Origin of the sequence: Neobacillus rhizophilus (genome assembly GCF_018343535.1) — a bacterium.
GTDB classification, from domain to species: domain Bacteria; phylum Bacillota; class Bacilli; order Bacillales; family Cytobacillaceae; genus Neobacillus; species Neobacillus rhizophilus.
Window position 1 is genome coordinate 844,817 of sequence record NZ_JAGYPF010000001.1, and the last position, 23,265, is coordinate 868,081.

Below are 23,265 nucleotides of genomic sequence, written 5' to 3' on the forward strand. Positions count from 1 at the left end.
ATTCTATTTAAATGGTTAGTAAACCTTGGGCATACATTTTCTTCAATTCTTTCTTATCAATCTTTCCAATTGGCGTAAGTGGAAACTGCTCCTGGAAATATACCACTTTCGGCACCATATACTTTGAAGTGCGCTCCTTACAGAATTGAATAATGTCCTCCTCCGTGCAGCTGCTTCCTGCTCTTCCTGACACAACGACACAGACTGCTTCCCCCCAATCCGGATGTGGAACACCAATACACGCACTCATGGCTACGGCCGGATGCTGATTGACGACCCGTTCAACTTCTGAGGAATAGACATTCATGCCCCCGGAAATGATCATATCCTTCTTTCGATCGACAATATAAAGGTATCCATATTCATCCCACTTGCCGATATCTCCCGTGTAGAACCAGCCATCACGAATGGCTTCCTGGGTCTGCTCCGGCCTTTGGTAGTAGCCTACCAGCATGGAAGGTGATTTTACAATAATCTCTCCCATCTCGTTTTGTCCCACATCTTGCCCGTTATCGTCAATTACTCGAACTTCAGTAAACAGGCACGGTTTGCCACAGCTTTTCAAAACTTCCTGGTTATTGTGATAAGCCCAAACATGGGCGCTTTTCGAAAGTCTAGAAATCACAATATTACACTCTGTCATGCCGTATTGCTGGCGCATAATCGGCCCAAACACTTCGAAGGCTTCCTTAAGCTGCTTTGGTGAAATGGGTGAAGCACCATAAAAGATACTGCGCATGGAACTGACATCATATTCCATGATTTTCACCTGGTCGAGAAGTCTGTACAGCATGGTCGGGACCATAAATGTAGTAGTAATCTGATATTTTTTAATGGCCTTGATAAAATATTCTGCATCAAATGCACGCATGACATAAACATGGACCCCGGAAATCAGGGCTCTCCACAGCAGGGAACCGCCCGCATGAACGATTGGTGTACTTAGCAGCAACCGGTCACGGTCATCTATTGGATCCTCAATAGCAGCAGAAAGGATGCCCGCAGCCAAACCTGCCTGGGAATGCATAACGCCCTTCGGTGTACCTGTTGTCCCGCCAGTGTAAGAAAGAAGTGCGATATCTTCCCCTTCCGATACAGGGAAATCCAAATCCTTTTTTTCCACAGGCCATTCGAATATCATAAATTTTTCTGGATAGTCGACACCAAAGCCCGGAAGCCCAATTACATGTACATTCGGATCATTTGCCTCCTCTAAGTATTCGAGAATGGTCGTAACATGTGGCTTTGTTGCCATGATCACCAATTTCGGTTTTGCTTCCCGCAAAATAAAACCAACTTCCCGTGGTCCAAGCTTTTCGCCAAGCGGGACCAAGGTTGCTCCAAGCCGCTGGACAGCAAGCCCAAAGATAACCGCTTCTAAGCTATTAGAAATAAGGGTAGCAATATGGGTCCCCCTTCTGGCACCTAAATTGTGTAAATAAGTTGAAACAAGCTCTATTTTTTCTAACAGCTCCCGATATGTTATCGTTTCCTCAGACGGCAGTAGGGTGACTGCCGGGAGTTCTGCGAATCTCCTTAATCCCTTAAGGAGCACTGCCTGAAAAGTCGTCTGCTGCATAATAAGTCGTCCCTCCTTAAAAATTGAATTAATCCTTCAAAAGTTCCTTGGCAATTGTATTTTTTTGAATTTCCGAAGTTCCGGTCAGGATCCGGTACATCCGCGAACTTCTGTACATTTTTTCAACCGGGTGCCCTTTCACCAAGCCTTGGGATCCAAATATTTGGATGGCCTTATCGGCGACACGATTGTTTACTTCTGATGCAAACAACTTTGCCATGGAAGCTCCTGCCCGCTCTTCTTCTCCCCGGTCGATTTTTTCAACTACATCGTAAACCATACTTCTTGCCGCATATATTTCCGTAGCCATTTCCGCCAACATGTGCTGAATTGCCTGAAATTCACTAATTGGGCGGCCGAATTGAACCCTCTTTTTGGCCTGTTCCACTGCTAAATCAAGAAGGTGCTGAGCCATTCCTACGAAACTGGCAGCATGAGAGGCGCGATTCGTATTGATTCTCTTTAAGCCCAGCAACAAGCCTCTTCCCGGTGCACCGATAATATTTGTGGCAGGCACCCGACACTGATTGAAAAATAATTCAGCATGAATTCGTTCTCCTGAAATCGGAACTTGGATATTTCCGAGTTCAAAACCATCATTTAGCGGTGTCTTTTTATCAACTAGAAAAGCTGTAATTCTAGGTTTCTCGTCTTCTACTAATTCTTTTGCTATGACAATAGCAAAATCAGCATATGGGGCAGCACTGATAAAATGCTTTTTCCCTGTTAATATGTAGTCATCTCCATCTCTAACTGCCGTTGTTTCAATGGCAAACGCATCTGAACCGGCATTTGGCTCTGTCAATGCGAAACAGCATCCGATATCTCCCTTAACTAACGGGATGACGTATTTTTCAATTTGCTCTTTTGTAAAGCTTTCGAGCATCTGGCCAATTCGGAGCGGTCCACCGATTTCTCCAAGTACCTGGCCCCATAAAACAGAACCGGATCGGGCCAATTCCTCTTTCAACAGACAAAGCCCTTTTAAGCTTATATCCCGGCCTCCATATTCCTTTGGCAGATTAATTCCATAGAACCCTAACTCTCTAGATCTTTTTCTGACCCATTTAATCGACTCCATCGGGATGTCTTCTTCCGCATTTAGGCGCTGCTCTCGTTCATATGGAAGTAATTCATTTTGAATGAAATCGCGCAATTTCCTATGAACCGTTTTTAAATCTTCTCCCAAAGTCATTAACATTTACTCCCCTTCTTTCAGAATGAATTTTATTTAATATTTTAAATCTTAAATTAATTATATTTATAAATTATTTTTAAGTAAAATAACCATTTATTATAATTACTTAAATAAAATTTATGTTTAATATAAAAAAACTAGTCCCCTATCATTAATAGGAAACTAGTATTTTAAGGTCGTAGTGTATACTTCAAGACATTTAATAAACTCTTTGGCTGCTTTGGAAAAGTGCTGTTTCTTTGAACGCACATATCCTAGTTCCATTAAATCATGATGAAAATTCCTCAATGGAATAGGCACAAGCTCCCCGCTCAGGTAATACGGGTCGCTGTTGATTCCGATTTCATAAGAAAGGGTAATCGCCAATCCCTCGGCAACTGTTTTTTTAATCACTTCTGTATTATTGGTTAAAAACAAAACATCCAGTTCTCCGTATTTTGCGAAAAAATCATCGAGATATGCTTTCATATTTGGCCCATTGTAGAAAACCAGGGTTTGATCCTGCAGTTCTTGGGGTGTGATACTTTTTTTGCCGGCTAAGGGGGAGTTCTTGCCTACTGTTACAACCACCTTTGCTTCCATCAGTTTGCAAAACTCCAGTTCATCCTCTTTAGGATTTTCTTTAGGCATATTTAACAACCCGATGTCTATTTTATTTTGCAGAACATCTTGGATAATTTCTTTGCCGCCTTTTTCATCAATAACAATTCTTACTTCGGGATACTTCTTCTTAAATAAAGCCAATGATTTGGGCAGGACCGTCAGAAACAGTCCCTGTGTAGAGGAAAGGCGCAATTCTTTTTCGATCGTGTCCGAATGTGCTTGGGCACTGTCCTTCATTTCCTCAAGCTTACTCATTACCTCATAGGCTTTTTGAATGATGTCCATGCCTTCTTCAGTCGGAATCGTCCCCAATCTCGACCGTTTGAATATTTTGATTCCTAGTTCTTTTTCCAAGCTAGTAATCGCCATACTGATACCGGCCTGGGAAATATGAAGGCTTTCCGAGGCGGTAGAAATCGAACGCGTTTCAGCGACTTTAATGATATATTCCAATTGTTCAATATTCATGGATGATTCCCCTTCAATTTCTCATATTAGAATCATACCGCGAATTGTAAGCCCATTCAATCAAAGAGTTTAAGCATAGCCAGATGGATTTGGCTTAATAGAATTAAATGGCCGCAGTTTCATTTTCAAATTCCTTTGATGATTGTGATGCATTATTTTTAATCGAAATGACAATAACCATAGCTAGTAGCGCTGAAATGACTAAAAACCAGAAAGCCGCATTATAGGAGCCCTTAAATAAGCTAATGATCAAGCCAATTGCTGTTGGAGAAACCGCGCCGGCAATTTGACCTGCAAAGGTGACAACACCAGATACCGAACCGGTAAGTTCCTTTGGTGAATATTTGATAATAATCGTATAAAGAACGGTTCCGAAAAAAGAAAGAGCGATGGAATTTAACGTAAGATACGTAATAAACTGTGTAACTGACGTAGCATTTGCCATAAAGTATAGGAAAATTGCACATAAAAGTGCACCGGCAGCAGCCAAGTATTTCTCACGGCCGACCATCCATTTATCCAATACCAATCCGCTCACATTAAACATAAAGAACCCAAGAATGTAAGGGATGGCCAGTAAACTTCCGGCATGAACTAAATCCACTCCTTTTTCCTTTACCAGGTAGATTGGCATCCATGTAATTAATCCATAGTTAATAATATTGAATAAGAATTTAAAAGAGATGAGTTTCCATATATTATCTATTTTTAATAATTGCTTTAAAGGAACCTTTTTTCGCGCTAGGATGACGTTTGTTTTCTGTACTTTTTTAGGCTTTAAGATAAACCAAAATCCAATAGCAACAATCATTCCCAAAATACCTGCAACAGAAAACATGCCTCTCCATCCAAATGCAGCAATCATCGCAGCAGCAAGGGCTGTACCTAGGATTCCGCCTATATTTTGCGCAGATAGGAAAAAGGAATTGGCCCGGCCGCGTTCTTCTTGTGGAAAGTTATCCCGGATGGTTGACATACTGGCTGGATAAAAAGGGCCCTCTCCCAATCCGAAAATGAAGCGAATGAATAATAAAGTTACAAAGGACCAAGCGAATCCAGTCATTAAGGTAAACAAAGACCAGCCAAACAGGGATAATGTAATCATGACTCTCGCACCATACTTGTCCGTCATCCATCCGCCAAGCGGCTGCATGAGCGAGTAACTAATGAAAAATATACTGATCAACAAACCTGTCTGAGAGGTGTTTAAGTGAAACTCATCGCCAATTGGGATTACCGCAACGTTAATGGCGACTCTGTCAAAAAAGCTTAAAACCATTCCTACAAATAAAAGCCCGCTAATGATTATTTTCCGTTTTTTACTTGCATACATCTCCATTTCCACTCTCACTCCATTTTAGTTCAGTTTGAAATACAACATTAGTAAACCTGCGGCCACAATTCACTAAAACCGGGGCTAACAGGAAGCGTTTTCAATTTATAAATAATGACTAGCTAATTGAACAAAGTTGATACATCTGATTGATTATGCTAGTTTAATAGTTGGAAATATTCTTAATCTTAGGATTAATATTATCATAAAATAAATTTAAGAAAATTAAGCGATTATTATGATGATATAAATTAAATTGATAGATAATCATTCAATCAAATTTGAGTTTAGGCTGGTTCCGCATAGATTCGGAACCAGCACATATATAAATATTTATGGTGTCACGATATTTACCTTAGGATCAAATTTATCCAGTAAAGATAAAAACTCTTTAAATTGTTCCTTGTTTCCCGTAACGGATACCTTTCCGGAAGCCTCCATTTTATCCAAATCTTCTTTTCCTAGAGCGATAAGATAGAATGTTACTCGATCTAATACTAACGTGGCATCAGGCATTGATGCCGTTTGACCTTTCTTATAATTGACAACAGAGTTTCCTAAGGTAATTGTATAGTTCGTTTTTAAATCTGTGAACGACACATTAAAAGTCATATTTTTGCCTTCTGCCTTCGTTCCGTTTAACTTAATCGAGACTAAGTTTAGGAAATCATCCATCGGCATGTTCAGAAGCGTATCGAGATTCATCATGCCGCCTGAGCCTTTCGATTCTGCCACTCCATTTCTTAGCTCCTGGGCCCCTGACAGGTAAAAGTTTCTCCAAACAGAGGATTCTGCCACATATCCTAACTGTTCGTATGTTTTGGCAAGTAAATCCTTTGCTTCCTTATTTTTGGGGTCTGCCATCACCACATGCTTTAACACTTGTGCTACCCAGCGGTATTCACCTTTGGCATAATCATGTTTTGCTTGTTTAAGAACATTTTTTTCGCCGCCCATGTATTCAACATATTTAGCTCCAGCTTCTTCCTGAGGCAACGGGTCCAGATCGGAAGGATTGCCGCTGAAATAGCCTAAATAATAGTTATAAACCGCTTTTACATTGTGCTTTAGTGTACCGTAATAGCCACGATTCGCCCAAACCTTGTCTATGCTTTCTGGCAGTTTAATTTTTTCAGCAATTTCATCTGCGGTGTAGCCTAAATTAGCCATATGGATGGTTTGGTCATGAATGTATTTATACAAATCACGCTGGTTTTTAAGTTGTTCGAACACACGATCTTTACCCCATGTTGGCCAGGAATGAGCTGTCACCATGACCTCAATATCTTCACTACCATATAAATCGATTGTTTCATCAAGTGCCTCTACCCATTTTAATGTATCCCTGGTCTTGGCACCTCTTAACGTGTAGATATTGTGTAAGGTGTGTCCTGTATTCTCTGCTACCACCAGTGTTTTATAATCTTTAATATAGTAGTGCATTTCAGCAGGTGCTTCCGTGTTTGGTGTTAATAGAAACGAAAAAGTAATCCCGTCTATTTCCATTGTTTGCACGTTATCTTTTATCTCCACTGTTGGAGGCATGTAACTGAAGGTTCCATTACTTAATCCCGGTCCGATTCCTGAAGTGACAAAACCTTGTTCATTGGCAGGCAAGAGATTACCAAACATGTAGCCCGCCCGCCGGGACATGATGGTGCCTAAAAGAACGTTTTCACTTAGTGCCTCTTTATTGAATCCGTCCGGTACAATAATGGGAACTTTTTTTGGATCGGCAGCATATTGAGATACCCCTTTAATTCCTCCGAAGTGGTCAACATGGCTATGACTTATGACAATGGCGCTTACTGGTTTTTTAGGACGATGTTGAAAATAAAATTCCATTGCCGCTTTAGCCGTTTCCACGGTTGAAAGGGTATCCAAAACAATTAATCCTGTTTTTCCCTCGACAATGGTAAGGACAGATAAATCTTGTCCACGAACTTGGTAGACCCCATCGACGACTTTAAACAAACCGGAAATATTTTGTAATTGGGCTTGTCTCCATAAACTTGGGTTAACCGTATGCGCTGCCGGGACATCCTCTTTTATAAACGAATACTGATTGCTGTCCCAGATCACATTCCCAGCAGGATTCTTTATTGGATCCATTTGTAAAGGCGAAATAAATCCTTTATGAGCATCATCAAATTCTTGCTTGTTTGAAAAATCCAACTGATTGTAAATGGCCTTATTGGCCAGGATGGTAGTGCTAGAAGCGGGCATCGGCTTACTTGTGTCAGCACTTGCATTAGTTGAACCTAGCAATAACATAAAGGCAACTGGAACCGATACCGTACCTTTCATAAACGACTTTTTCGACAAATTGTTATAACCTCCCTTTTAAAATATCCTTCTTTTCTAGTTGCTACCTTAGTTTTTGAAATTATCTAAATTCATTTTATAATTAAAATATTTTTAAGTAAATTTAATATTATTGATGGTAACTTCAGATTTATTTATATAAAAATCAAAAAAAGGGCCCAAACTATATTTTGGGACACCCTCTAATATTTTTATTAAATTTTACAAATCCGCTAAACCTTTGAACAGTTCCACACCTGTCTCAATGATATCATCACGGAAGTTATACTCATAGCTGTGCAGGTTCGGATAATCTTCCCCGTTTCCAATATAAGTATAGGCTCCCTTGGTGAGTTTTGTGTAATGACCAAAATCTTCGGAACCTCGGAACGCTTCCACTAGCTCAATCAAATCAAATCCTTTATCTCTACAAACCTGACGAATCTTATCGGAGCTTTCTTTGTCATTCGCTGTTTCAGGGAATTCATCTTGGTATTCGAAGCTGACCTTCAAACCATACTTTTCCGCTTCGGCCTTGGCAACTTCCTCAAGATTCTTCTGAAGTTTATCCATTTCTTCTTCATAAAGAGCACGAATTGTCATTCTAAGCACACCTTTGCCGGCGTTAACACCAAATGCTTTGGCGCCGATGTCCACTTGAACAATCGTGCATAGAACAATGCCTTCGTTCACATCAGGATCAATGAATCCAGGAATGGCATCGATGACCTTGGCAATCGCAAAGGATGGATTGATTCCCTTCTCCGGCTCGCTGGCATGAGAAGGTACACCCTCCATATGTATGCTCATTCCCTTGGATGCACAATGAGCTGTTCCGTCTATGACCAATACGGAATTGTGTTTAAAACCACTCATATTATGCCAAGCAAAAATTTCTTCAATGTTATTTTCCTTGATAAAAACAGCACACTCGGATGCACCGTCGCCTGTTTCCTCCGCATGCTGGAATAAGAAGTAGACGTTGTTGTCACATCCTTTTTGATCGATTTCCAACGCAAATCCAGCAAGAGTTGCGGAGTGCCCGTCATGTCCGCATTTGTGTGACACTCCAGGAATTTGAGAACCGTATGGAAGATTAATAGTTTCCTCTATTGGGAGGGCATCAAAGTCCGCACGGAAGGCAACGTTTCTTTTTCCAACATTAGAGTGATAGATGGCATAGAACCAGCGGCCCCGGTCAACGATTTCAAGTTTTGTGTTTGCTTTTAGGAAATCAATTAAATGTTGTTTAGTCCATACTTCATAATTGGATAATTCAGGATGTGCATGTAATTCATGACGAAGCTGCACCGCCAATTCAAGGTTTTTCTTTTCCAATCTGTTTCTCTCCTCTCCATTTAAGGACGAATCCCTAGTTTACATACTAGCAACTAGGGACCCGCCTTTACACATTACTAATATGAAAATTTGTGAGATTCATTATTTTATTTCTGTTTCTTTAATGTGGGCCTCTAAGAAAGGCTTATAGTCCGGATCTTTCAGTTTTCCTTTTTTATACAAGATGGTACCAATAATGGCGTACAAGACTAGCATTGGTGCTCCAATATAGAATGAAAATCTTGTATCAGGACTATAGGCCGTATAAGAGGCAATCGCAACTAATGCGATTAAACAAATAATGGTTGGAAGTGGATAAATATTCGTTTTGAACTTTAGTTTGTCCACAGAACCGCCATTTGACACCAGCCATTTTCTGAATTTATAGTGCGAAAGAAAACTACCGAACCAGCCAAGTAATGTATTGAAACCAGCGATGGAGATTAACCATACAAACACCTTATCTGGTGAAACGAAGTTTGTAATCAGAGAAACTTGTCCAAGGAACAATGTCAGAATAACCGCATTCATCGGGATCCCGCGTTTATTTACTTTACCCAAAGCTTTTGGAGCCTTTCCTTCTTTTGACAAGGCGACCAGCGTTCTGCTGATGGCATAAATCATCGAATTTGCCGCAGATGCGAGTGAAGTCAGAATGACAATATTCATTATGGTGGCAGCGCCGGGAACGCCTGCCAACCCAAATAGACCAGCATATCCATTATTTAAAACGCTTACTTCTTTGTAAGGAACAACCAATCCCATGACAGTCACGGAACCAACATAAAAAAGCAAAATCCGGAAGAAAATAGTATTTATCGCTTTAGGTACATTTTTCTGAGGATTCTCTGTTTCTCCAGATGCAGTAATAACGGTTTCAACCCCAAGATATGACCAGATAACGCCAGTCATCATCAAAATAACTGCTGCGAATCCGTTAGGGAACATGGACTTGTCTGTCCAGTTGGATAATCCAATAAATCCTTGATGTCCAATCAATCCAAAAATCATTAACACACCAACAATTAAGAAGATAATAATAGCAACAACCTTGATGCCGGCAAACCAGTATTCTGCTTCCCCGTATGATTTTACATCGATTAAATTCAAGGCCAATATCAATAATGAAATGATGATACAGAAGACAGAAGGAGGTACATTAGGAAAAAATTGATTTAGAATCATTCCTCCCCCAACGATTTCAGCGCCAAGGCCGAGGAATCCGTTGATGGATAAATTCCAGCCTACCATAAAGCCCAATACAGGATGAACAAAGAGCCCCGAATAGGATGTATAGGCACCCGGAACAGGCATGAAGGTAGACATTTCGCCTAGACCTTTCATTAAAACAAACACTAAAATCCCAATCACTAAATAGGCAATCGGGCCGCCTAGGGCTCCGGCCTTCGAAACGACATTACCAGAAGCAAGGAACAGACCTGTACCGATTGTTCCGCCAATGGAAATCATCGTAATATGCCGCTGTTTTAAGCCGCGTTGAAGGTCATTGGTGTTATTTGCCATAGATAAATTTCCCCTTTTTTAATTTAATAGTTTAATAAAATAAACCCTTTTCAATTTAAACACCTTTTCAAATATTCAGTTATTTGTATACTTTATATTATATATTTTATTTTTTCCTGTCAATAAAAAAAGATTCTGTCGAATAATCAACAAAATCTTTCGGGTTTTTCTTCTTATAGTGGCAGGTTTTCCACCTTTTCAGGGTTCCAATGGACTTCTTTCAATATTCTTTCCAATTCAACAGTATCTTTACTTTTAAAAAGCTCAAGCATTTTTCGATGCTCATTATTGGTTTGCATTAGTTTTTCTTTCAAGCCTTCCTGTGAGCCGTTTTCCCCTAAATTTTTCAAAAATTTCTTTTCCCATTGAAGCAAAAGGTTGACTAAGCTTTTGTTGGGACAAACAGATAAATAGACACTATGAAAAGCTTCTTGCATCTTATCATACATTCGATAATTCTCGGTATTCAGCGCCAAATCAATACTCTGTATGTAGAAATCCATTTCACTCAAGTGCTTTTCGGTTAAAAGCGGTGCAGCCAAGGAAGCAGCGAGACCATCCAATGCTCCGATGATAAAATAGGTTTCTTCAGCCTCTTGCTTTGTAAGACTTTTTATGACAAACCCTTTCCTTGGTACATTATCAATCAGCCCCTCCGACGCTAGTTGGATGAGTGCTTCCCTTACTGGGGTCCTGCTGACTTGAAGGCTTTCGCAAATATTGTTTTCATTTAACTTTGCCCCTGCAAGCAATTTCCCACTGTTGATTTGATCAACAATATAATTATAAACATGGTCTTTCAGTGATAAATATTCCATAATCAATTTCTCCAATACATTCTTTATTATATATATTGTATATAAACTAGCGGAATAAGAAAAGACCCACGCTGCATGCCCAGGTCTATCTCAAAGTACCAGCACATATTGAATTTGATTGGAAGAAATGGGTGTAATAGCCGCAACAGAATAGCCGATACTTAAAAGTTGTGATAAAGTTTCTGCACAATTATGCCGGGGGGGCTCAATCGGTGCGTGGTAGCTTTTATAAAGCTGCAGGAATTGATTATTATTTGTACAATGAAGCAGGATAACATGTTTACCTGTCCATGCCTGCCCAATAATAGGTTGTATTTGCACTTCATTCATGTTTCTCATATTGAACACCTTTTCTAGTTGATACAATAGATTATGAATGATAACCAGTCCATTGTTCGCAATATGGATATTCAATAAAAAAAACTGACTCCAAAAGTTGTGTCAGTTTTTCCGCTTTAATTTTATCCTGCCATTAAACAACAACCAGACCTAGTCTCTCTTTCGCTGCCATATACTCCTGATAAAGCTTGTCAACGAAATCTCCAGCACCGCTAACTTTATTAATGACGCCAATTCCTTGGCCAGAACCCCAAATTTCCTTCCATGCCTTCGGTTTCGAACTGCCGTCTGAAAAACTCATTTTAGACGGGTCACTTTCAGGGAGCGCATTAGGATCTAACCCTGCCGCACGTATGGATGGTGCCAAATAGTTTCCTGGAACACCTGTGAACAGACTGCTATAGACAATATCGTCAGATGTGGAATCTACAATTGCCTGCTTATACTCTTCTACAGCATTAGCTTCGTGAGTGGCAATAAATGGCGAACCAATGTAAGCAAAATCAGCCCCCATTGCTTGAGCGGCGAGTACAGCACTGCCGGTAGCAATCGAACCTGCCAAAGCAACCGGACCATCGTACCATTCACGGATTTCCTGAACTAAGGCAAACGGGCTCTTCACACCAGCATGACCACCGGCACCTGCGGCAACGGCAATCAACCCATCCGCACCTTTGTCAACTGCCTTATGTGCGAATGTATTATTAATAATATCGTGCAGCACAATACCTCCGTAACTATGTATTTCGGTATTTACTTCTTCACGTGCCCCAAGCGACGTAATAATGATAGGAACCTTATACTTCTTACACATTTCCACATCATGGTCAAGGCGATTATTGGACTTGTGCACAATTTGATTAATGGCAAATGGTGCAGCAGGCCGCTCCGGATTACGAGCGTTATATGCTGCTAGTTCCTCGGTGATTTCATGCAGCCATTCATCAAGTTGTGAGGCCGGTCTCGCATTTAGGGCCGGCATAGAGCCGACAATTCCAGCTTTACATTGAGCAATGACCAATTTTGGATTACTAATAATAAAAAGCGGTGAACCGATTACAGGTAAACGCAAGTCCTTCAGTACTGTTGGGATATTTGGCATTTTCCTTGTCCCTCCATTCAAATTTTTAACATTCTACTAAAATTTAATTCTCCAAATAATGTTTATTTTCCTTCTTTTATTTTTAAAACAGATTCCGTCTCAAAACTTCCATCCTTTATGATTAATGCGTTTAACTGGCCGTCGAAAGCACAGCCTCCATCGATTCCGATTACCCGGTTTGGACCAAAATAAACATTGTTTTGTTTATGGATCCTTCTGGTCGGAGTATGGCCAAAAATGACCGTTTCAGGATGCTGATATTCGTAAATAAATTCATCCCGAATATTTAGAAACTCCACTTTTGTAGTTTTTTCCAGACCTTTTTTCGGATGGATTCCTGCATGGACAAAAATCAAATCCTGTTCCTTGATAAATAAAGGGAGAGATTGTAAAAATGAAATTTGCGAAGAAAAATGATCTAGGATGATGTTTCTTATGTCATTTTCCTTTTTCATGTCATTCAGCAATTCTGAGTATTCAACCCGATCCATACCAAGTCTATGTAAACAGCTATTTATCGTCGCTATTCCGCCAACCCTGCCATAATAAAAGATAATTTCTTTTTCAGCTAGCCATTGCAAAAACATATCATCATGGTTGCCAAGCAAAGCAGTTGCCCCTTGACTGCACCATTCTTGTACTCTATCAAGTACAGCCATACTGTCGTGGCCTGTATCGACATAGTCACCTAAAAAAATTACCTCTTCCGGTTGTGCATTAGTTTTTGTTATCAATTGATCCAGTTCCGCTGCACAGCCATGAATATCAGATATCACAATTTTCCTCAAGGTTTCACCCCATAATTATCGACTTGTCCATTACATCTATAACTAATTTAAGTTCAATAACAAGTACGGAAATTCCTTTGATATTCTTATTTTTGTACGCACACACATAAAAAAAGAACCCCTATAATTCACGGGGCCCAGCAGAATGATGTTCTATATGAGCTTTTTGCATTAGCAATCGTAACTTCTGGTTTTTTGTTAACAATCTCCAAAATGCTACCTTGAATACCATATAAACCCCTCCCTCAAAACAAATAAGTTTTCTTAAAAAGCTTTTATTTCAAACTCCCCGACCTTCCTTCATGTTTTTCATTGTAACAAACTTCGCAGTTTATTAAAATTTAAATATTCCGACTACTTTAACCTTTTTTTTACAAATTTATTCTTTATTCTATTAGGAACCACCATCATTAGAAAGAAAAAAACAAGAACTTTGTATGTGAGTGTCGAAATGTAAAACAAAGATTTTGATAAAATATGTCATTCGTGTGAACATGTTTATTTATATCACCGGAAATCCTTGTCATAATTTCTTGAAAGTTCAGAATGTTTTTCTAAATTCTCTGAAGATTCACCATCTTTTTTAGTAAGCTTAGCTAAGATGAATATAAAAAGGTTGTTCCCAAGAACTTAAGAACAACCTTTTATTATAGGTTAGAAATTATTTTACAATCAGAACCGGGCAATTGGCCTTCTGTACTACATAATGACTTACACTTCCCAAGAACAGTTCCTTCAGTCCGCTTAATCCTCTGCTTCCCATGACAATAAAATCGGCGTCATTCTTTCTAACAAAATCGATAATGGTTCTTGCAGGATCCCCTTCCAACACAAATGTTCTTGTCTTATTTGGAAGCTTAAGCAGCTCTTGGTTTATTTCTTCGCGAATCGGTTCGATCGCTTTAAACTGTTCCTCGCGCCGATCTTGTATCGGAACTGCATAATGGTAAGCTAGCTGAATTTCCGGTTGAATAACCATGACAACATATAATTCAATTTTTTCGTCTTGCTTTACTAGATTCATTGCCATTTTTAAAGCTTTTTTGCTTAATTCGGAATGATCGTAAGGAACCACGATTCTTGAATAATCAGTCAGCATTTACTTATCCCCCTCATATTGGTATAAATACCATTTATTCACTTTTATTATATAACTTTTTCACACTTCCGATCGTGAGTGGATTAGAACATTATGTGAATTTTTTCATATTTTGCTGGAACATATTGTTCATTAATATATAGACTTTTCTGTATTATTATAGATTTATTAATACCTATCTGCTTATAGGGGAAATGTCTATGCTTAAGAAAATTATTACAACTTTGCTATCATTCTCATTTTTACTTTGTGGAAATTTTCCCGTATCCATTTTTGACATAGAAGAGGCAAAAGCTTCTTCCTATAATAGTTTAGCCGACCGGCCATTTATGGGCTGGAGCAGCTGGAGCTCGATTCGGAAAAAACCGACGGAGCAAAACATCAAAGATGCAGCTGATGTAATGGCTGCAAAATTCAAGTCGCACGGATACCAATATGTTAACTTGGATGATTACTATATGCTTGATTGGACCACAACCGTTGATAAATATGGTCGGTGGGTAGTAGATCCAAAGAAATTTCCAAGCGGGATGAAAGCACTTGGAGATTATATTCACCACAAAGGCTTAAAGTTTGGTCTCTATGTTACGCTAGGTATTCCACAAGGTGCGGTGGATCAAAACACGCCGATTGAGGGAACGCCCTATCACGCTAAAGATATTGTGAACTTCAGGAAAGGGCAAAAAGTGAATTTTAACTTCAAGAATATGTATGCCATTAATTTTTCCAAGCCGGGGGCACAGGAGTATATTGATTCGTGGGCTCAGCTGTTTGCTTCTTACGGGGTGGATTATCTAAAAATTGATGGTGTCCGCAACCAGGATATTCAAGATGTCGAGGCCTGGGCAAGGGCGTTGAAGAAAACTGGACGACCGATTCATGTGGAGCTGTCCAATAATCTTGATATCAAACATGCTTCTACATGGAGGGAATTATCGAATGGCTGGCGAACCGATCACGACGTAGAGGCATATGGAAAGCCAACTCTCACAAACTGGAAAAAGGTGTCTAGAAGATTTGATGATGCCGCAGAGTGGCACGAACATGCAAGTCCTGGCGGGTGGAACGATTTTGATTCACTCAATGTAGCAAACGGAGGTAAGGATGGCCTGACAGAGGAGGAAAAACGATCTTATGTATCTCTGTGGGCGATTGCGGCATCCCAGTTTGTGATTGGGAACGACCTGACAAAGCTAGACGATTACGGGATCAGCTTGTTGACAAATGACGAAATTATTGGGGCCAACCAAAGTGGAGCAGCAGGGAAACGTCTATACAAAACCGCTGCCTCTCAAGTATTCTATCAAAAACTACCGGACGGCTCTTACACTATCGGACTCTTTAATACCGGACCAGCTTCACAAAACGTAAGTGTGAAATGGGCAGATTTGGGGGTCGAGGGCTCAGCAATGGTACATGATATGTGGAGCCATCAGGATTTAGGCAGCCTGGATTCAGGATTCACCACAGAACTTTCCACTCATGCTTCTCGTATGGTTCATGTAATTCCCACTTCATTGAGTGGAGACCGATATACTCCCTATAATGCAAATATATCAACAGTTCCTGCTGCCCCAGATTGGGTCATGGCTGACAGGAATAATCAAAATTCCGTTACAATTACTTGGAATCCTGTATATGGAGCGGAGTCCTATACCGTCTATCGTAAAACCATCAATAGATTTGGATTCAGCAGCGACTATACTCCTATTGCAACAAAACTAACAGAACCTAATTTTGAGGATAAAACTGCTACATTCCGTGACGGCGGCAGTTATTCGTATGTCGTAGCCGGAAGGAATGCAGTTGGGGAAAGTACAAAGTCTCCTAAAGCTCAAACAGACAGCCAATCCTTCGTGCTAGTTGTCGTTCCAATGATGTTATTTATTGCTGTTTTCATCTTATTAAAACTCTTTAGTATGATTAGGGATAAATATCAATTCTATAGAACAGCTTGATCTCTATATTAAAAGCCGCACTGTGAATTGTGCGGCTTTTAGTTATGATGTTGCTACTCGAACATGCTGGTTTAATTTTAGAATTCCACTTCTTCACCAAAAATTTTTATCGTCGTTCCGTCTAATATTAACCGATTTTCCTCAGCTGCTACCATTAGTTCAACGCATTCAATAAACTCAAGTGGACTTACTTTCATTTCATACACCTCTTTTAGTGTTTTTTTAATAAATCCCTTGCACCCAAATTCTCATTGCGTCACCAATAAAGCGCTTACATGTTTCTAAAACCCAATTTGTACATTTTATTAACATGTTTATGTTTTAATTCTGTAAATTTTTTCTATTTCCTCTATTTTAGTTTAAATTTTCTAAAATTAAATTGTTTTGAACAAAACTAGTTCAATTGCCCTAATATCATGAATTTCTCGTTTAGGAAATAGCCCCGATGTCCATAACATTACAGTATGAATAAATTGGAGGCAGCTTATGAGTTACGTGGATATTATCTTTGAATTGGTAATTGGATATATTGCCCTTTTTATTACTGTAAAATTTTTAGGAAAAACCCAATTAAGTCAAATTACTCCATTCGATTTTATTTCAGCATTAGTCCTAGGTGATTTATTAAGTAGTGCGGTCTTTGATGATGGTGCCGGCATTTTGAAAGTCCTTCTAGCTATTGGTGTGTGGGGGTTCCTTATTTATATTACAGAGTTGCTTACACAGAAATCGCGGAAATTACGCTTGTTTTTTGAGGGTAAGCCTTCGATGATTATTAACAGAGGGAAGATTGACTGGAGAGAAATGAAAAAGAACCGGTTGGATTTGGATCAATTAAAGCAGTTCCTGCGTTCCAAAGACGTTTTTTCTCTCGAAGAGGTAGAGTATGCCATTTATGAAAACAGCGGCGGAATTAGTATTCTGAAGAAGCCAGAGGCGGATACTCCAACATGCAAGGATTTAAAAATCAAAGCGGAACAGAAAACAATTCCACTTACCATTATCAGTGACGGCGAAATTTTAGAAGAGAACCTTAAACAAGCCGGGTTAGATGAGAATTGGCTTTATAAGGAGTTGGATAAAGGCGGGGTTAAAAATCCCAAGGAAGTTTGTTACGCTGAATGGCAAACTGGGAAGTCTCTTTATTTGCAAAAATATTGAATTTATCCAGAGAACGTAAAATGAAAGAAGGACCTCTAGGGGTCCTTTACATATATTTATCGCAAATTATAATTTTGTTTTCTTAAATACTAAAACGCGTTTAAGCATTAAAGCATAATGCTAAAAAAATATTAAAATTCAAAATCAACGACAATGATGTCTTCGACCCCAATTTCCTGTAAATAGGCGAAAACCTCTTGGTGTGCCGGATGTGGTCCATAGTTTTCCAAGGACGTTCTGTCCTCAAATCGGACCGTTAATCCAATTTCAAAACCTTTGCTCCTATTTGAAAAATTGATTCCTTGCTGTATATCCATAATACCGGGGATTACTTCTTTTAGCAGCAGGGTCCGGCTAATTGTCTCTTGCTTTTGTTCTATAGTTGTCTTTGGTGAGAATTTCAGTAAAACAATGTGTTCTACCATTACCGTTTCCCCGCCTTGCTGTTTAATTTTTCGCGATCAAAACCGGCAATTTGCTTGTATTGATTGGCGATATCCTGTAATTCCTGCTGGGAAATGACATCATCTAAATTGGCAAAACCGTTAGGTGCGCGGTCTTCGACGATTTGCATGACCATTTCAGGCCCATTTTTCCGGTTTGCCATAACAATGTTGGCAGTTGGTTCTATTCTGGCTTCTTCATATGCCTTCAATGCCTGTTCTGCAGTCAGGTCTGCTAAAATGGCCTCTCCTAGGGCATCTGCATCCAAAATCGCTTGTGAAGCACCATTTGAGCCGATTGGGTACATAGGATGGGCTGCATCTCCAAGCAACGTGATACGTCCGAAGGTCCAAGCCGGAAGCGGGTCACGGTCAACCATTGGGAACTCATACACTGCATCTGTTTCCTCGATTAGCTGCGGAACATTCAGCCAGCCAAAATCCCATGCTGCAAACTGCGGAGCAAATTTTTCCTTATCAATTTTTTTATTCCAGTCGGCACGGTCAGGCATTTCATCTTCAATCGCCAATTCTGCAATCCAGTTAACCAAAGAGCGCCCTTTTGCTGCGGTTTCCGGACAAACTGGATAGGCGACAAACTTTTGATCTTGGTAACCCGCCATGATCATTGATCTTCCGGTCAAAAATGGATCAGCTTCGGTAATTCCACGCCATAAGATCCGGCCGCTGAATTTTGGCAGACCTTCATTTGGATAAAACGTTTTTCGGACAACCGAGTGGATGCCATCGGCGGCAATCATCAAGTCCGCATTGTAAGAGCCAAGAGACTCTCCTGTTTTTCGATTGATGAACCTAGCCGTCACCGTGTCTCCTGTCTGTTCAAACGATTGCAAATGATGTCCGGTTAAAACTGAATCCTCCCCTAATTTTTGAATGACAGCATTTAACAGCAGCATTTGCAGGCGTCCGCGATGAATCGAATATTGCGGCCAATGATAGCCGGCAGCTTTACCACGTGGTTCCTGCCAAATTTTCTTGCCGAATTTGTTAACATACATGAGTTCAGCCGTTGGCAGGCCAGTTTTTTCAAGTTCATCTGCGAGGCCGAGCTCGGTGAGGACCCTGACAGCATGTGGTAGAAGGTTAATCCCCACTCCCAGCGCTCTTATCGTTTCTACACTCTCGAAAACGCGGACAGACACTCCGGCTTGATTAAGTTTAAGTGCCGTTACAAGGCCGCCGATTCCGCCGCCGACAATGAGTGCGGTTTTTATCTCTGACATTGCGTTCCCTCCTATAAAAAATACTGCTTTAGTATTTTGATATTTCTTAATTATTGCAACAAAATAAAAATATATCAATATATTTGTTCACCCTGCCATTTTAAAAAAAGACCCACTTAATAGTGGGCCTGCAAATGATTATATTAATACTTTATAAATATTCATTTCTGTACTTTCTCGTCGTTTCCTAAGTTCTGGCACAATTCTCCGAACGTGTTCACTATTATCGTGCTGTCTCAGAGCTTCTTCATCTTCCCATTCTTCAATTGTAGCGAAAATGGTCGGATCGTTGATATCACCATGAAGCGTATACATGAAACAGCCTTTTTCTTTTCTCGATTCGGTAATCACTTCACTCGCCAATTTAAGATATTCCTCAACGTTTACATCCGGTTTTAATTTAGATTTGCACACAACCCTAATCATGCTATTTGCTCCTTTTTTATAAAATTTTTTTACGAATTTCCATCCTCAATATAACAATACTAGCACTATTATAAAAATAAAAGTTATCGACTAATTTTGGATACTTTTATAAATATTTTAGGTAGATAAAAACCCGGCAGTTTCTTCCCGCCGCGTTTACTCAGATAATTAATTTTGTTGATAACTTACTGCTTGTTGCCCCATTTGAATCCATGATTCTTCAAAACTATTTCTTGGAACAGATTTATACGGCTGTTCCGCTAATGGATCTTTGAGATAAACATTATTTTCGTCATAGCCTACTAATAAAACACTATGCTCTCTATAGGTAATTTGTACTTTCCCTGATGCTGTATTCCAAGTCGAATATTCACTTTGAGGGAGAGAGGCAAATCTCGAATTGGTAATAACCCATACAGGGGACCCATTGTTAAGCATATAATAAACAGAGTCAATACCCTGTCCTGTTAAATCTCGTTATATAAAAAAGAGGGGGATTACCCCCTCTTATCCATTAGGCCCCCATTTTTAGCATGACAAGCATGTAAACTGATGAAAGGATGGTGATGATGGCGATGGCCATTTTTAATTGGTGAATAGGCACCTTCGTAGCGAAGCGGGCGCCTGTTACAATCCCGACAATTGTCCCTATTAGACTAGCGATTATTAACGAGGGTGTATTTAGCGTACTTGCATGGGCAAAATATCCGAAAATAGACGGAATGGCAATGACGACGGAGTTTAGCAGGCTCACTCCTACTGCCACCCTAATATTGATCCCAAGACTTGCTAATAACGGCACTAGTAAAATAGGACCGCCTGCTCCTGTTAATGAGCAAATGGCAGATGTAATGAAACCGAGCAAAACAACCATTAATGAATGATCAAGAATTTTCGAATGGCTATTGCCATTTAGTGCATTTGTGTTTTTTTTATTTTTCTTCAATAAGATGGATAAGCCTGCAAACAAGACGAAAATATAAAGAAGGAGTTTTGCCAGGAAATCCGAAATCATCACATTAATTTGCACACCCAAAAAGGCACCGGGAAGACTGCCAATACTCAAGTAAAGTGCCAATTTTAAATCCATGTTTTTGGATTTCCAATAGGAATAGGCACCGATGATGCCTGAGACTGAAAAGGATAAGAAGCTAAGTGCAAGGGAATCATGCACGGGCATGTTTAAAACACCTACATAAATCAAAGGCAGGAGAAAACCAGAAATCCCCGACAACCCTAATAAAATTCCGATAATTAAATTGGAACCTATTACAAAACTCAATAAAAATAAATTAGCGAACATATTTGCGACCTCAATTCCGCCAATATTCCATTTGGCGAAAAATTAAATATTGCACTAATGGAAAGTTCCTTTAGAGCCTGCTTGCTTTCATATTTTATTTTTCTTCATCGAGAGTAAGAACTTTTCTGTTTTCATTAATATTTTACCATTAACCAAAACATTCGTAACTTAGTTACTGTTTACCTATTCGATTAGCTTGTTTAATTATGTGTATTCTGGGGATGGGAGATTAAAAAGCCAATAATAATGGGGACGTTTCTCGTGCATCAATTTGATGCATGAGAAACGTCCCCGCGCCTCAATATACTCTTTTAGCACCGACATAATATTTCCCCCAATATCCACTATCTAATGGTTGAATAGCAATCCCATTGGAGCTGGTCGCAGAAATAAATTGGTTGTCCCCTAAGTAAAAACCTACATGTGAAATGGTTCCAGGTGTGTTAACAGCGAAGAAAACCAAATCTCCAGGCTGTAAATGAGACCGGTCAATGGGTGTCCCTGTTTTAAAAAGTCCTTCAGAAGTATTGCGGGACATGTTTACACCATGCTGATTGAACATGTAATAGACAAATCCCGAACAATCAAAGCCATTAGGGGTCACACCACCCCACTTGTAAGGAACACCGCGATATTTAGCTGTGTCCGTGACTAATTCTTTCTTAATAACCGCGTGGTTAATGGCGGTATTTGTTGCTTCATTGATTGTCCCTGTCACAGGAAGACTGTAATCTGCCTGAAAGGTTTTGATCGCCTGTGTTGTTGTGGCATCATAGCTTCCAGTCATAGTTGGGACGGTATAGTAGCCGAGTATCTGTAGATTCTTTTGAATCGTTGCCAAATCGATACCGGGAGCTGCAGATGGCCCGGGTAGAGCAGGATCAGGCGCCGTCACTGCACCGCCTCTTCCAGTGTCCTTGGCTGCCGATGCCATCTGAACAGTTAGTAATTGGCCAACATGGAGATTATCGCTCGTTAATTGATTGGCTTGTTTTAATTGATTGACTGTAAGATTGTACCGCTTTGCAATCGAAAATAAAGTATCCCCTGGTACTACAGTATACGTTGTTTCCTCGAGATTGGAGGAAGCAGTTGGTTCCGTTGAAACTGTTGGGGCTGTAACACCCGCTTGCCCATTTGGAATGATTAGAGTCTGACCGATGTGTAGCAAATCATTTGGCAATTTATTGGCTATTCGCAATGTATCTAAACTTACTGTAAATTTCGCAGAAATTCCCCATAAAGTGTCTCCTGCGGCAACGGTATATTGAACATTCGCTGGTTCCTGCGATGGTACTGATTCAAGGGGACGTTCGGATACAGGCTTTTGAACTTCATTAGCAGTTTGGGGGATCGATAAAATTTGTCCAACTCTGAGGAAATCGGATGTTAATTGATTGGTGCTTTTTAGCACTTCAACCGTCGTACCAAACCGTTTTGCAATAACAGACAAACTGTCACCCGAAACAACCGTATATGTTGAAATAGTTGGGTTTTGGGGTGGTGCCTGAATTACCTCTTGGGCCTGCCCAATTGTCGGTCCGCTACCTATTAAGACGGGAATAATTAGTGTTTGCCCAAGAAATGTGGCATCACTGTTTAGATTATTTGCCAGCTTGATACCCTCAACTGTCGTTCCATATTTTTTGGCAAGAACAGTTAAATAATCCCCTGTACCTACTGTGTGAAATGCCTTCGGGATGATTAAAAGCTGATTTACACTCAAACTATCAGTAGTCAGGTGGTTTGCTCTCTTGATATTATCAACAGTCGTTCCAAACTTAACGGATAATCCCCATAGAGTATCTCCGGCTGAAACGTGATAATAGATAGAGTCTGCGTGCGCCATCTGTGAAGGATTGTTTCCGTTGGAATCCTCCGCATATGCTGTTGAATGATGTGTCAGCGGAATCGAGGCTGCTGCCACTCCTCCAAGAATGACCTTAATCACTGTTACTTTTAAATAAGGGTACCGATCCTTTAAAAGCTGTTTAGCCAACGAAGTAATATCTTTCCTATCCCTCTGAATTGCCCCCAATTCACCTGCAAACTCCGTTAATTGGCTATCAAGATGGACAATCAATTCATACTCATCTCGACTAGAAGCCAGTCTTCTTAATTCATATCTTAGAAAATTCTCCATGCGTTATAAATCTCCTTTGCCTTAAATCTTTATTTAAGGTGAGGCATGGGGACGGTTCTTATGCATCAAAATGATGCATAAGAACCGTCCTCAT

The 23,265-nt window shown here is 39.9% G+C and carries 19 protein-coding genes and 1 pseudogene; 2 read left to right on the top strand and 18 right to left on the bottom strand.

The annotated features are described in order from the left end of the window. Positions 1 to 7 precede the first annotated feature (7 nt). The 12 genes from KHA99_RS03990 to KHA99_RS04045 all read right to left on the bottom strand — a co-directional run bounded on the left by KHA99_RS03990 (position 8) and on the right by KHA99_RS04045 (position 14,493). Entirely contained in the window at positions 8 to 1,579 is a 1,572-nt protein-coding gene (locus tag KHA99_RS03990) for a class I adenylate-forming enzyme family protein (RefSeq protein ID WP_213116119.1), read from the bottom strand. Between the two features lie 28 nt (positions 1,580 to 1,607). Next, complete coding sequence (locus KHA99_RS03995) at positions 1,608 to 2,780, bottom strand: acyl-CoA dehydrogenase family protein (protein ID WP_213116120.1); 1,173 nt, start codon at positions 2,778 to 2,780, stop codon at positions 1,608 to 1,610. Between the two features lie 159 nt (positions 2,781 to 2,939). After that, on the bottom strand, positions 2,940 to 3,848 hold the full coding sequence (locus tag KHA99_RS04000) for a LysR family transcriptional regulator (RefSeq protein ID WP_213116121.1): 909 nt from the start codon (positions 3,846 to 3,848) through the stop codon (positions 2,940 to 2,942). 103 nt (positions 3,849 to 3,951) lie between these two features. Continuing rightward, entirely contained in the window at positions 3,952 to 5,187 is a 1,236-nt protein-coding gene (locus tag KHA99_RS04005) for an MFS transporter (protein WP_213116122.1), read from the bottom strand. A gap of 327 nt (positions 5,188 to 5,514) precedes the next feature. Further along, positions 5,515 to 7,506, bottom strand: coding sequence for an alkyl/aryl-sulfatase (locus tag KHA99_RS04010; RefSeq protein WP_213116123.1), 1,992 nt, complete (start codon positions 7,504 to 7,506; stop codon positions 5,515 to 5,517). Between the two features lie 201 nt (positions 7,507 to 7,707). After that, a complete protein-coding gene (locus tag KHA99_RS04015; protein WP_213116124.1) occupies positions 7,708 to 8,823 on the bottom strand; it encodes a M20 metallopeptidase family protein in 1,116 nt (371 codons plus the stop codon). A gap of 102 nt (positions 8,824 to 8,925) precedes the next feature. Further along, the gene (locus tag KHA99_RS04020; RefSeq protein ID WP_213116125.1) at positions 8,926 to 10,347 is read right to left on the bottom strand and encodes an amino acid permease; all 1,422 of its coding nucleotides are present in this window, start codon (positions 10,345 to 10,347) and stop codon (positions 8,926 to 8,928) included. Positions 10,348 to 10,520: 173 nt separating this feature from the next. Then, the gene (locus KHA99_RS04025) at positions 10,521 to 11,165 is read right to left on the bottom strand and encodes a GntR family transcriptional regulator (RefSeq protein ID WP_213116126.1); all 645 of its coding nucleotides are present in this window, start codon (positions 11,163 to 11,165) and stop codon (positions 10,521 to 10,523) included. Between the two features lie 90 nt (positions 11,166 to 11,255). Next, complete coding sequence (locus tag KHA99_RS04030; RefSeq protein ID WP_249366418.1) at positions 11,256 to 11,579, bottom strand: hypothetical protein; 324 nt, start codon at positions 11,577 to 11,579, stop codon at positions 11,256 to 11,258. Positions 11,580 to 11,637: 58 nt separating this feature from the next. Further along, on the bottom strand, positions 11,638 to 12,606 hold the full coding sequence (locus KHA99_RS04035) for an NAD(P)H-dependent flavin oxidoreductase (protein ID WP_213116127.1): 969 nt from the start codon (positions 12,604 to 12,606) through the stop codon (positions 11,638 to 11,640). A 62-nt stretch (positions 12,607 to 12,668) separates the two neighbouring features. Beyond that, positions 12,669 to 13,394 (bottom strand): metallophosphoesterase family protein, encoded by a 726-nt coding sequence (locus KHA99_RS04040; protein ID WP_213116128.1) that lies wholly within the window; start codon positions 13,392 to 13,394, stop codon positions 12,669 to 12,671. Positions 13,395 to 14,055: 661 nt separating this feature from the next. Next, the gene (locus KHA99_RS04045) at positions 14,056 to 14,493 is read right to left on the bottom strand and encodes a universal stress protein (protein WP_213116129.1); all 438 of its coding nucleotides are present in this window, start codon (positions 14,491 to 14,493) and stop codon (positions 14,056 to 14,058) included. Positions 14,494 to 14,693: 200 nt separating this feature from the next. Between KHA99_RS04045 and KHA99_RS04050 the strand changes: the two genes are divergently transcribed. After that, positions 14,694 to 16,451 (top strand): glycoside hydrolase family 27 protein, encoded by a 1,758-nt coding sequence (locus tag KHA99_RS04050; protein WP_213116130.1) that lies wholly within the window; start codon positions 14,694 to 14,696, stop codon positions 16,449 to 16,451. A gap of 486 nt (positions 16,452 to 16,937) precedes the next feature. Continuing rightward, the gene (locus tag KHA99_RS04055; RefSeq protein WP_213116131.1) at positions 16,938 to 17,612 is read left to right on the top strand and encodes a YetF domain-containing protein; all 675 of its coding nucleotides are present in this window, start codon (positions 16,938 to 16,940) and stop codon (positions 17,610 to 17,612) included. 131 nt (positions 17,613 to 17,743) lie between these two features. Here the strand turns inward: KHA99_RS04055 and KHA99_RS04060 are convergent, their stop codons facing one another. The 6 genes and pseudogenes from KHA99_RS04060 to KHA99_RS04085 all read right to left on the bottom strand — a co-directional run bounded on the left by KHA99_RS04060 (position 17,744) and on the right by KHA99_RS04085 (position 23,171). Next, a complete protein-coding gene (locus tag KHA99_RS04060) occupies positions 17,744 to 18,037 on the bottom strand; it encodes a Dabb family protein (protein ID WP_213116132.1) in 294 nt (97 codons plus the stop codon). Next, positions 18,037 to 19,299 carry a flavin-dependent oxidoreductase gene (locus KHA99_RS04065; protein WP_213116133.1) on the bottom strand — a complete coding sequence of 421 codons (1,263 nt, stop codon included), beginning with the start codon at positions 19,297 to 19,299 and terminating at the stop codon, positions 18,037 to 18,039. Before KHA99_RS04065 ends, KHA99_RS04060 begins: the two co-directional genes overlap by 1 nt. 138 nt (positions 19,300 to 19,437) lie before the next feature. Continuing rightward, on the bottom strand, positions 19,438 to 19,725 hold the full coding sequence (locus KHA99_RS04070; RefSeq protein WP_213116134.1) for a putative quinol monooxygenase: 288 nt from the start codon (positions 19,723 to 19,725) through the stop codon (positions 19,438 to 19,440). A 168-nt stretch (positions 19,726 to 19,893) separates the two neighbouring features. Beyond that, a pseudogene (locus KHA99_RS31465) lies at positions 19,894 to 20,187 on the bottom strand (C39 family peptidase); the annotation flags it as partial. A 52-nt stretch (positions 20,188 to 20,239) separates the two neighbouring features. Continuing rightward, positions 20,240 to 21,028, bottom strand: coding sequence for a sulfite exporter TauE/SafE family protein (locus KHA99_RS04080; RefSeq protein WP_213116136.1), 789 nt, complete (start codon positions 21,026 to 21,028; stop codon positions 20,240 to 20,242). 298 nt (positions 21,029 to 21,326) lie between these two features. Beyond that, positions 21,327 to 23,171 carry a C40 family peptidase gene (locus KHA99_RS04085; RefSeq protein WP_249366419.1) on the bottom strand — a complete coding sequence of 615 codons (1,845 nt, stop codon included), beginning with the start codon at positions 23,169 to 23,171 and terminating at the stop codon, positions 21,327 to 21,329. Positions 23,172 to 23,265: the final 94 nt, after the last annotated feature.

What these genes read in the sequence shown, in the direction of transcription:
- KHA99_RS03990 (WP_213116119.1), bottom strand. Translation starts at nt 1,579, where the DNA reads ATGCAGCAGACGACTTTTCAGGCAGTGCTCCTTAAGGGATTAAGGAGA.
- KHA99_RS03995 (WP_213116120.1), bottom strand. Translation starts at nt 2,780, where the DNA reads ATGTTAATGACTTTGGGAGAAGATTTAAAAACGGTTCATAGGAAATTG.
- KHA99_RS04000 (WP_213116121.1), bottom strand. Translation starts at nt 3,848, where the DNA reads ATGAATATTGAACAATTGGAATATATCATTAAAGTCGCTGAAACGCGT.
- KHA99_RS04005 (WP_213116122.1), bottom strand. Translation starts at nt 5,187, where the DNA reads ATGGAGATGTATGCAAGTAAAAAACGGAAAATAATCATTAGCGGGCTT.
- KHA99_RS04020 (WP_213116125.1), bottom strand. Translation starts at nt 10,347, where the DNA reads ATGGCAAATAACACCAATGACCTTCAACGCGGCTTAAAACAGCGGCAT.
- KHA99_RS04025 (WP_213116126.1), bottom strand. Translation starts at nt 11,165, where the DNA reads ATGGAATATTTATCACTGAAAGACCATGTTTATAATTATATTGTTGAT.
- KHA99_RS04035 (WP_213116127.1), bottom strand. Translation starts at nt 12,606, where the DNA reads ATGCCAAATATCCCAACAGTACTGAAGGACTTGCGTTTACCTGTAATC.
- KHA99_RS04045 (WP_213116129.1), bottom strand. Translation starts at nt 14,493, where the DNA reads ATGCTGACTGATTATTCAAGAATCGTGGTTCCTTACGATCATTCCGAA.
- KHA99_RS04050 (WP_213116130.1), top strand. Translation starts at nt 14,694, where the DNA reads ATGCTTAAGAAAATTATTACAACTTTGCTATCATTCTCATTTTTACTT.
- KHA99_RS04055 (WP_213116131.1), top strand. Translation starts at nt 16,938, where the DNA reads ATGAGTTACGTGGATATTATCTTTGAATTGGTAATTGGATATATTGCC.
- KHA99_RS04060 (WP_213116132.1), bottom strand. Translation starts at nt 18,037, where the DNA reads ATGGTAGAACACATTGTTTTACTGAAATTCTCACCAAAGACAACTATA.
- KHA99_RS04065 (WP_213116133.1), bottom strand. Translation starts at nt 19,299, where the DNA reads ATGTCAGAGATAAAAACCGCACTCATTGTCGGCGGCGGAATCGGCGGC.
- KHA99_RS04070 (WP_213116134.1), bottom strand. Translation starts at nt 19,725, where the DNA reads ATGATTAGGGTTGTGTGCAAATCTAAATTAAAACCGGATGTAAACGTT.
- KHA99_RS04080 (WP_213116136.1), bottom strand. Translation starts at nt 21,028, where the DNA reads ATGTTCGCTAATTTATTTTTATTGAGTTTTGTAATAGGTTCCAATTTA.
- KHA99_RS04085 (WP_249366419.1), bottom strand. Translation starts at nt 23,171, where the DNA reads ATGGAGAATTTTCTAAGATATGAATTAAGAAGACTGGCTTCTAGTCGA.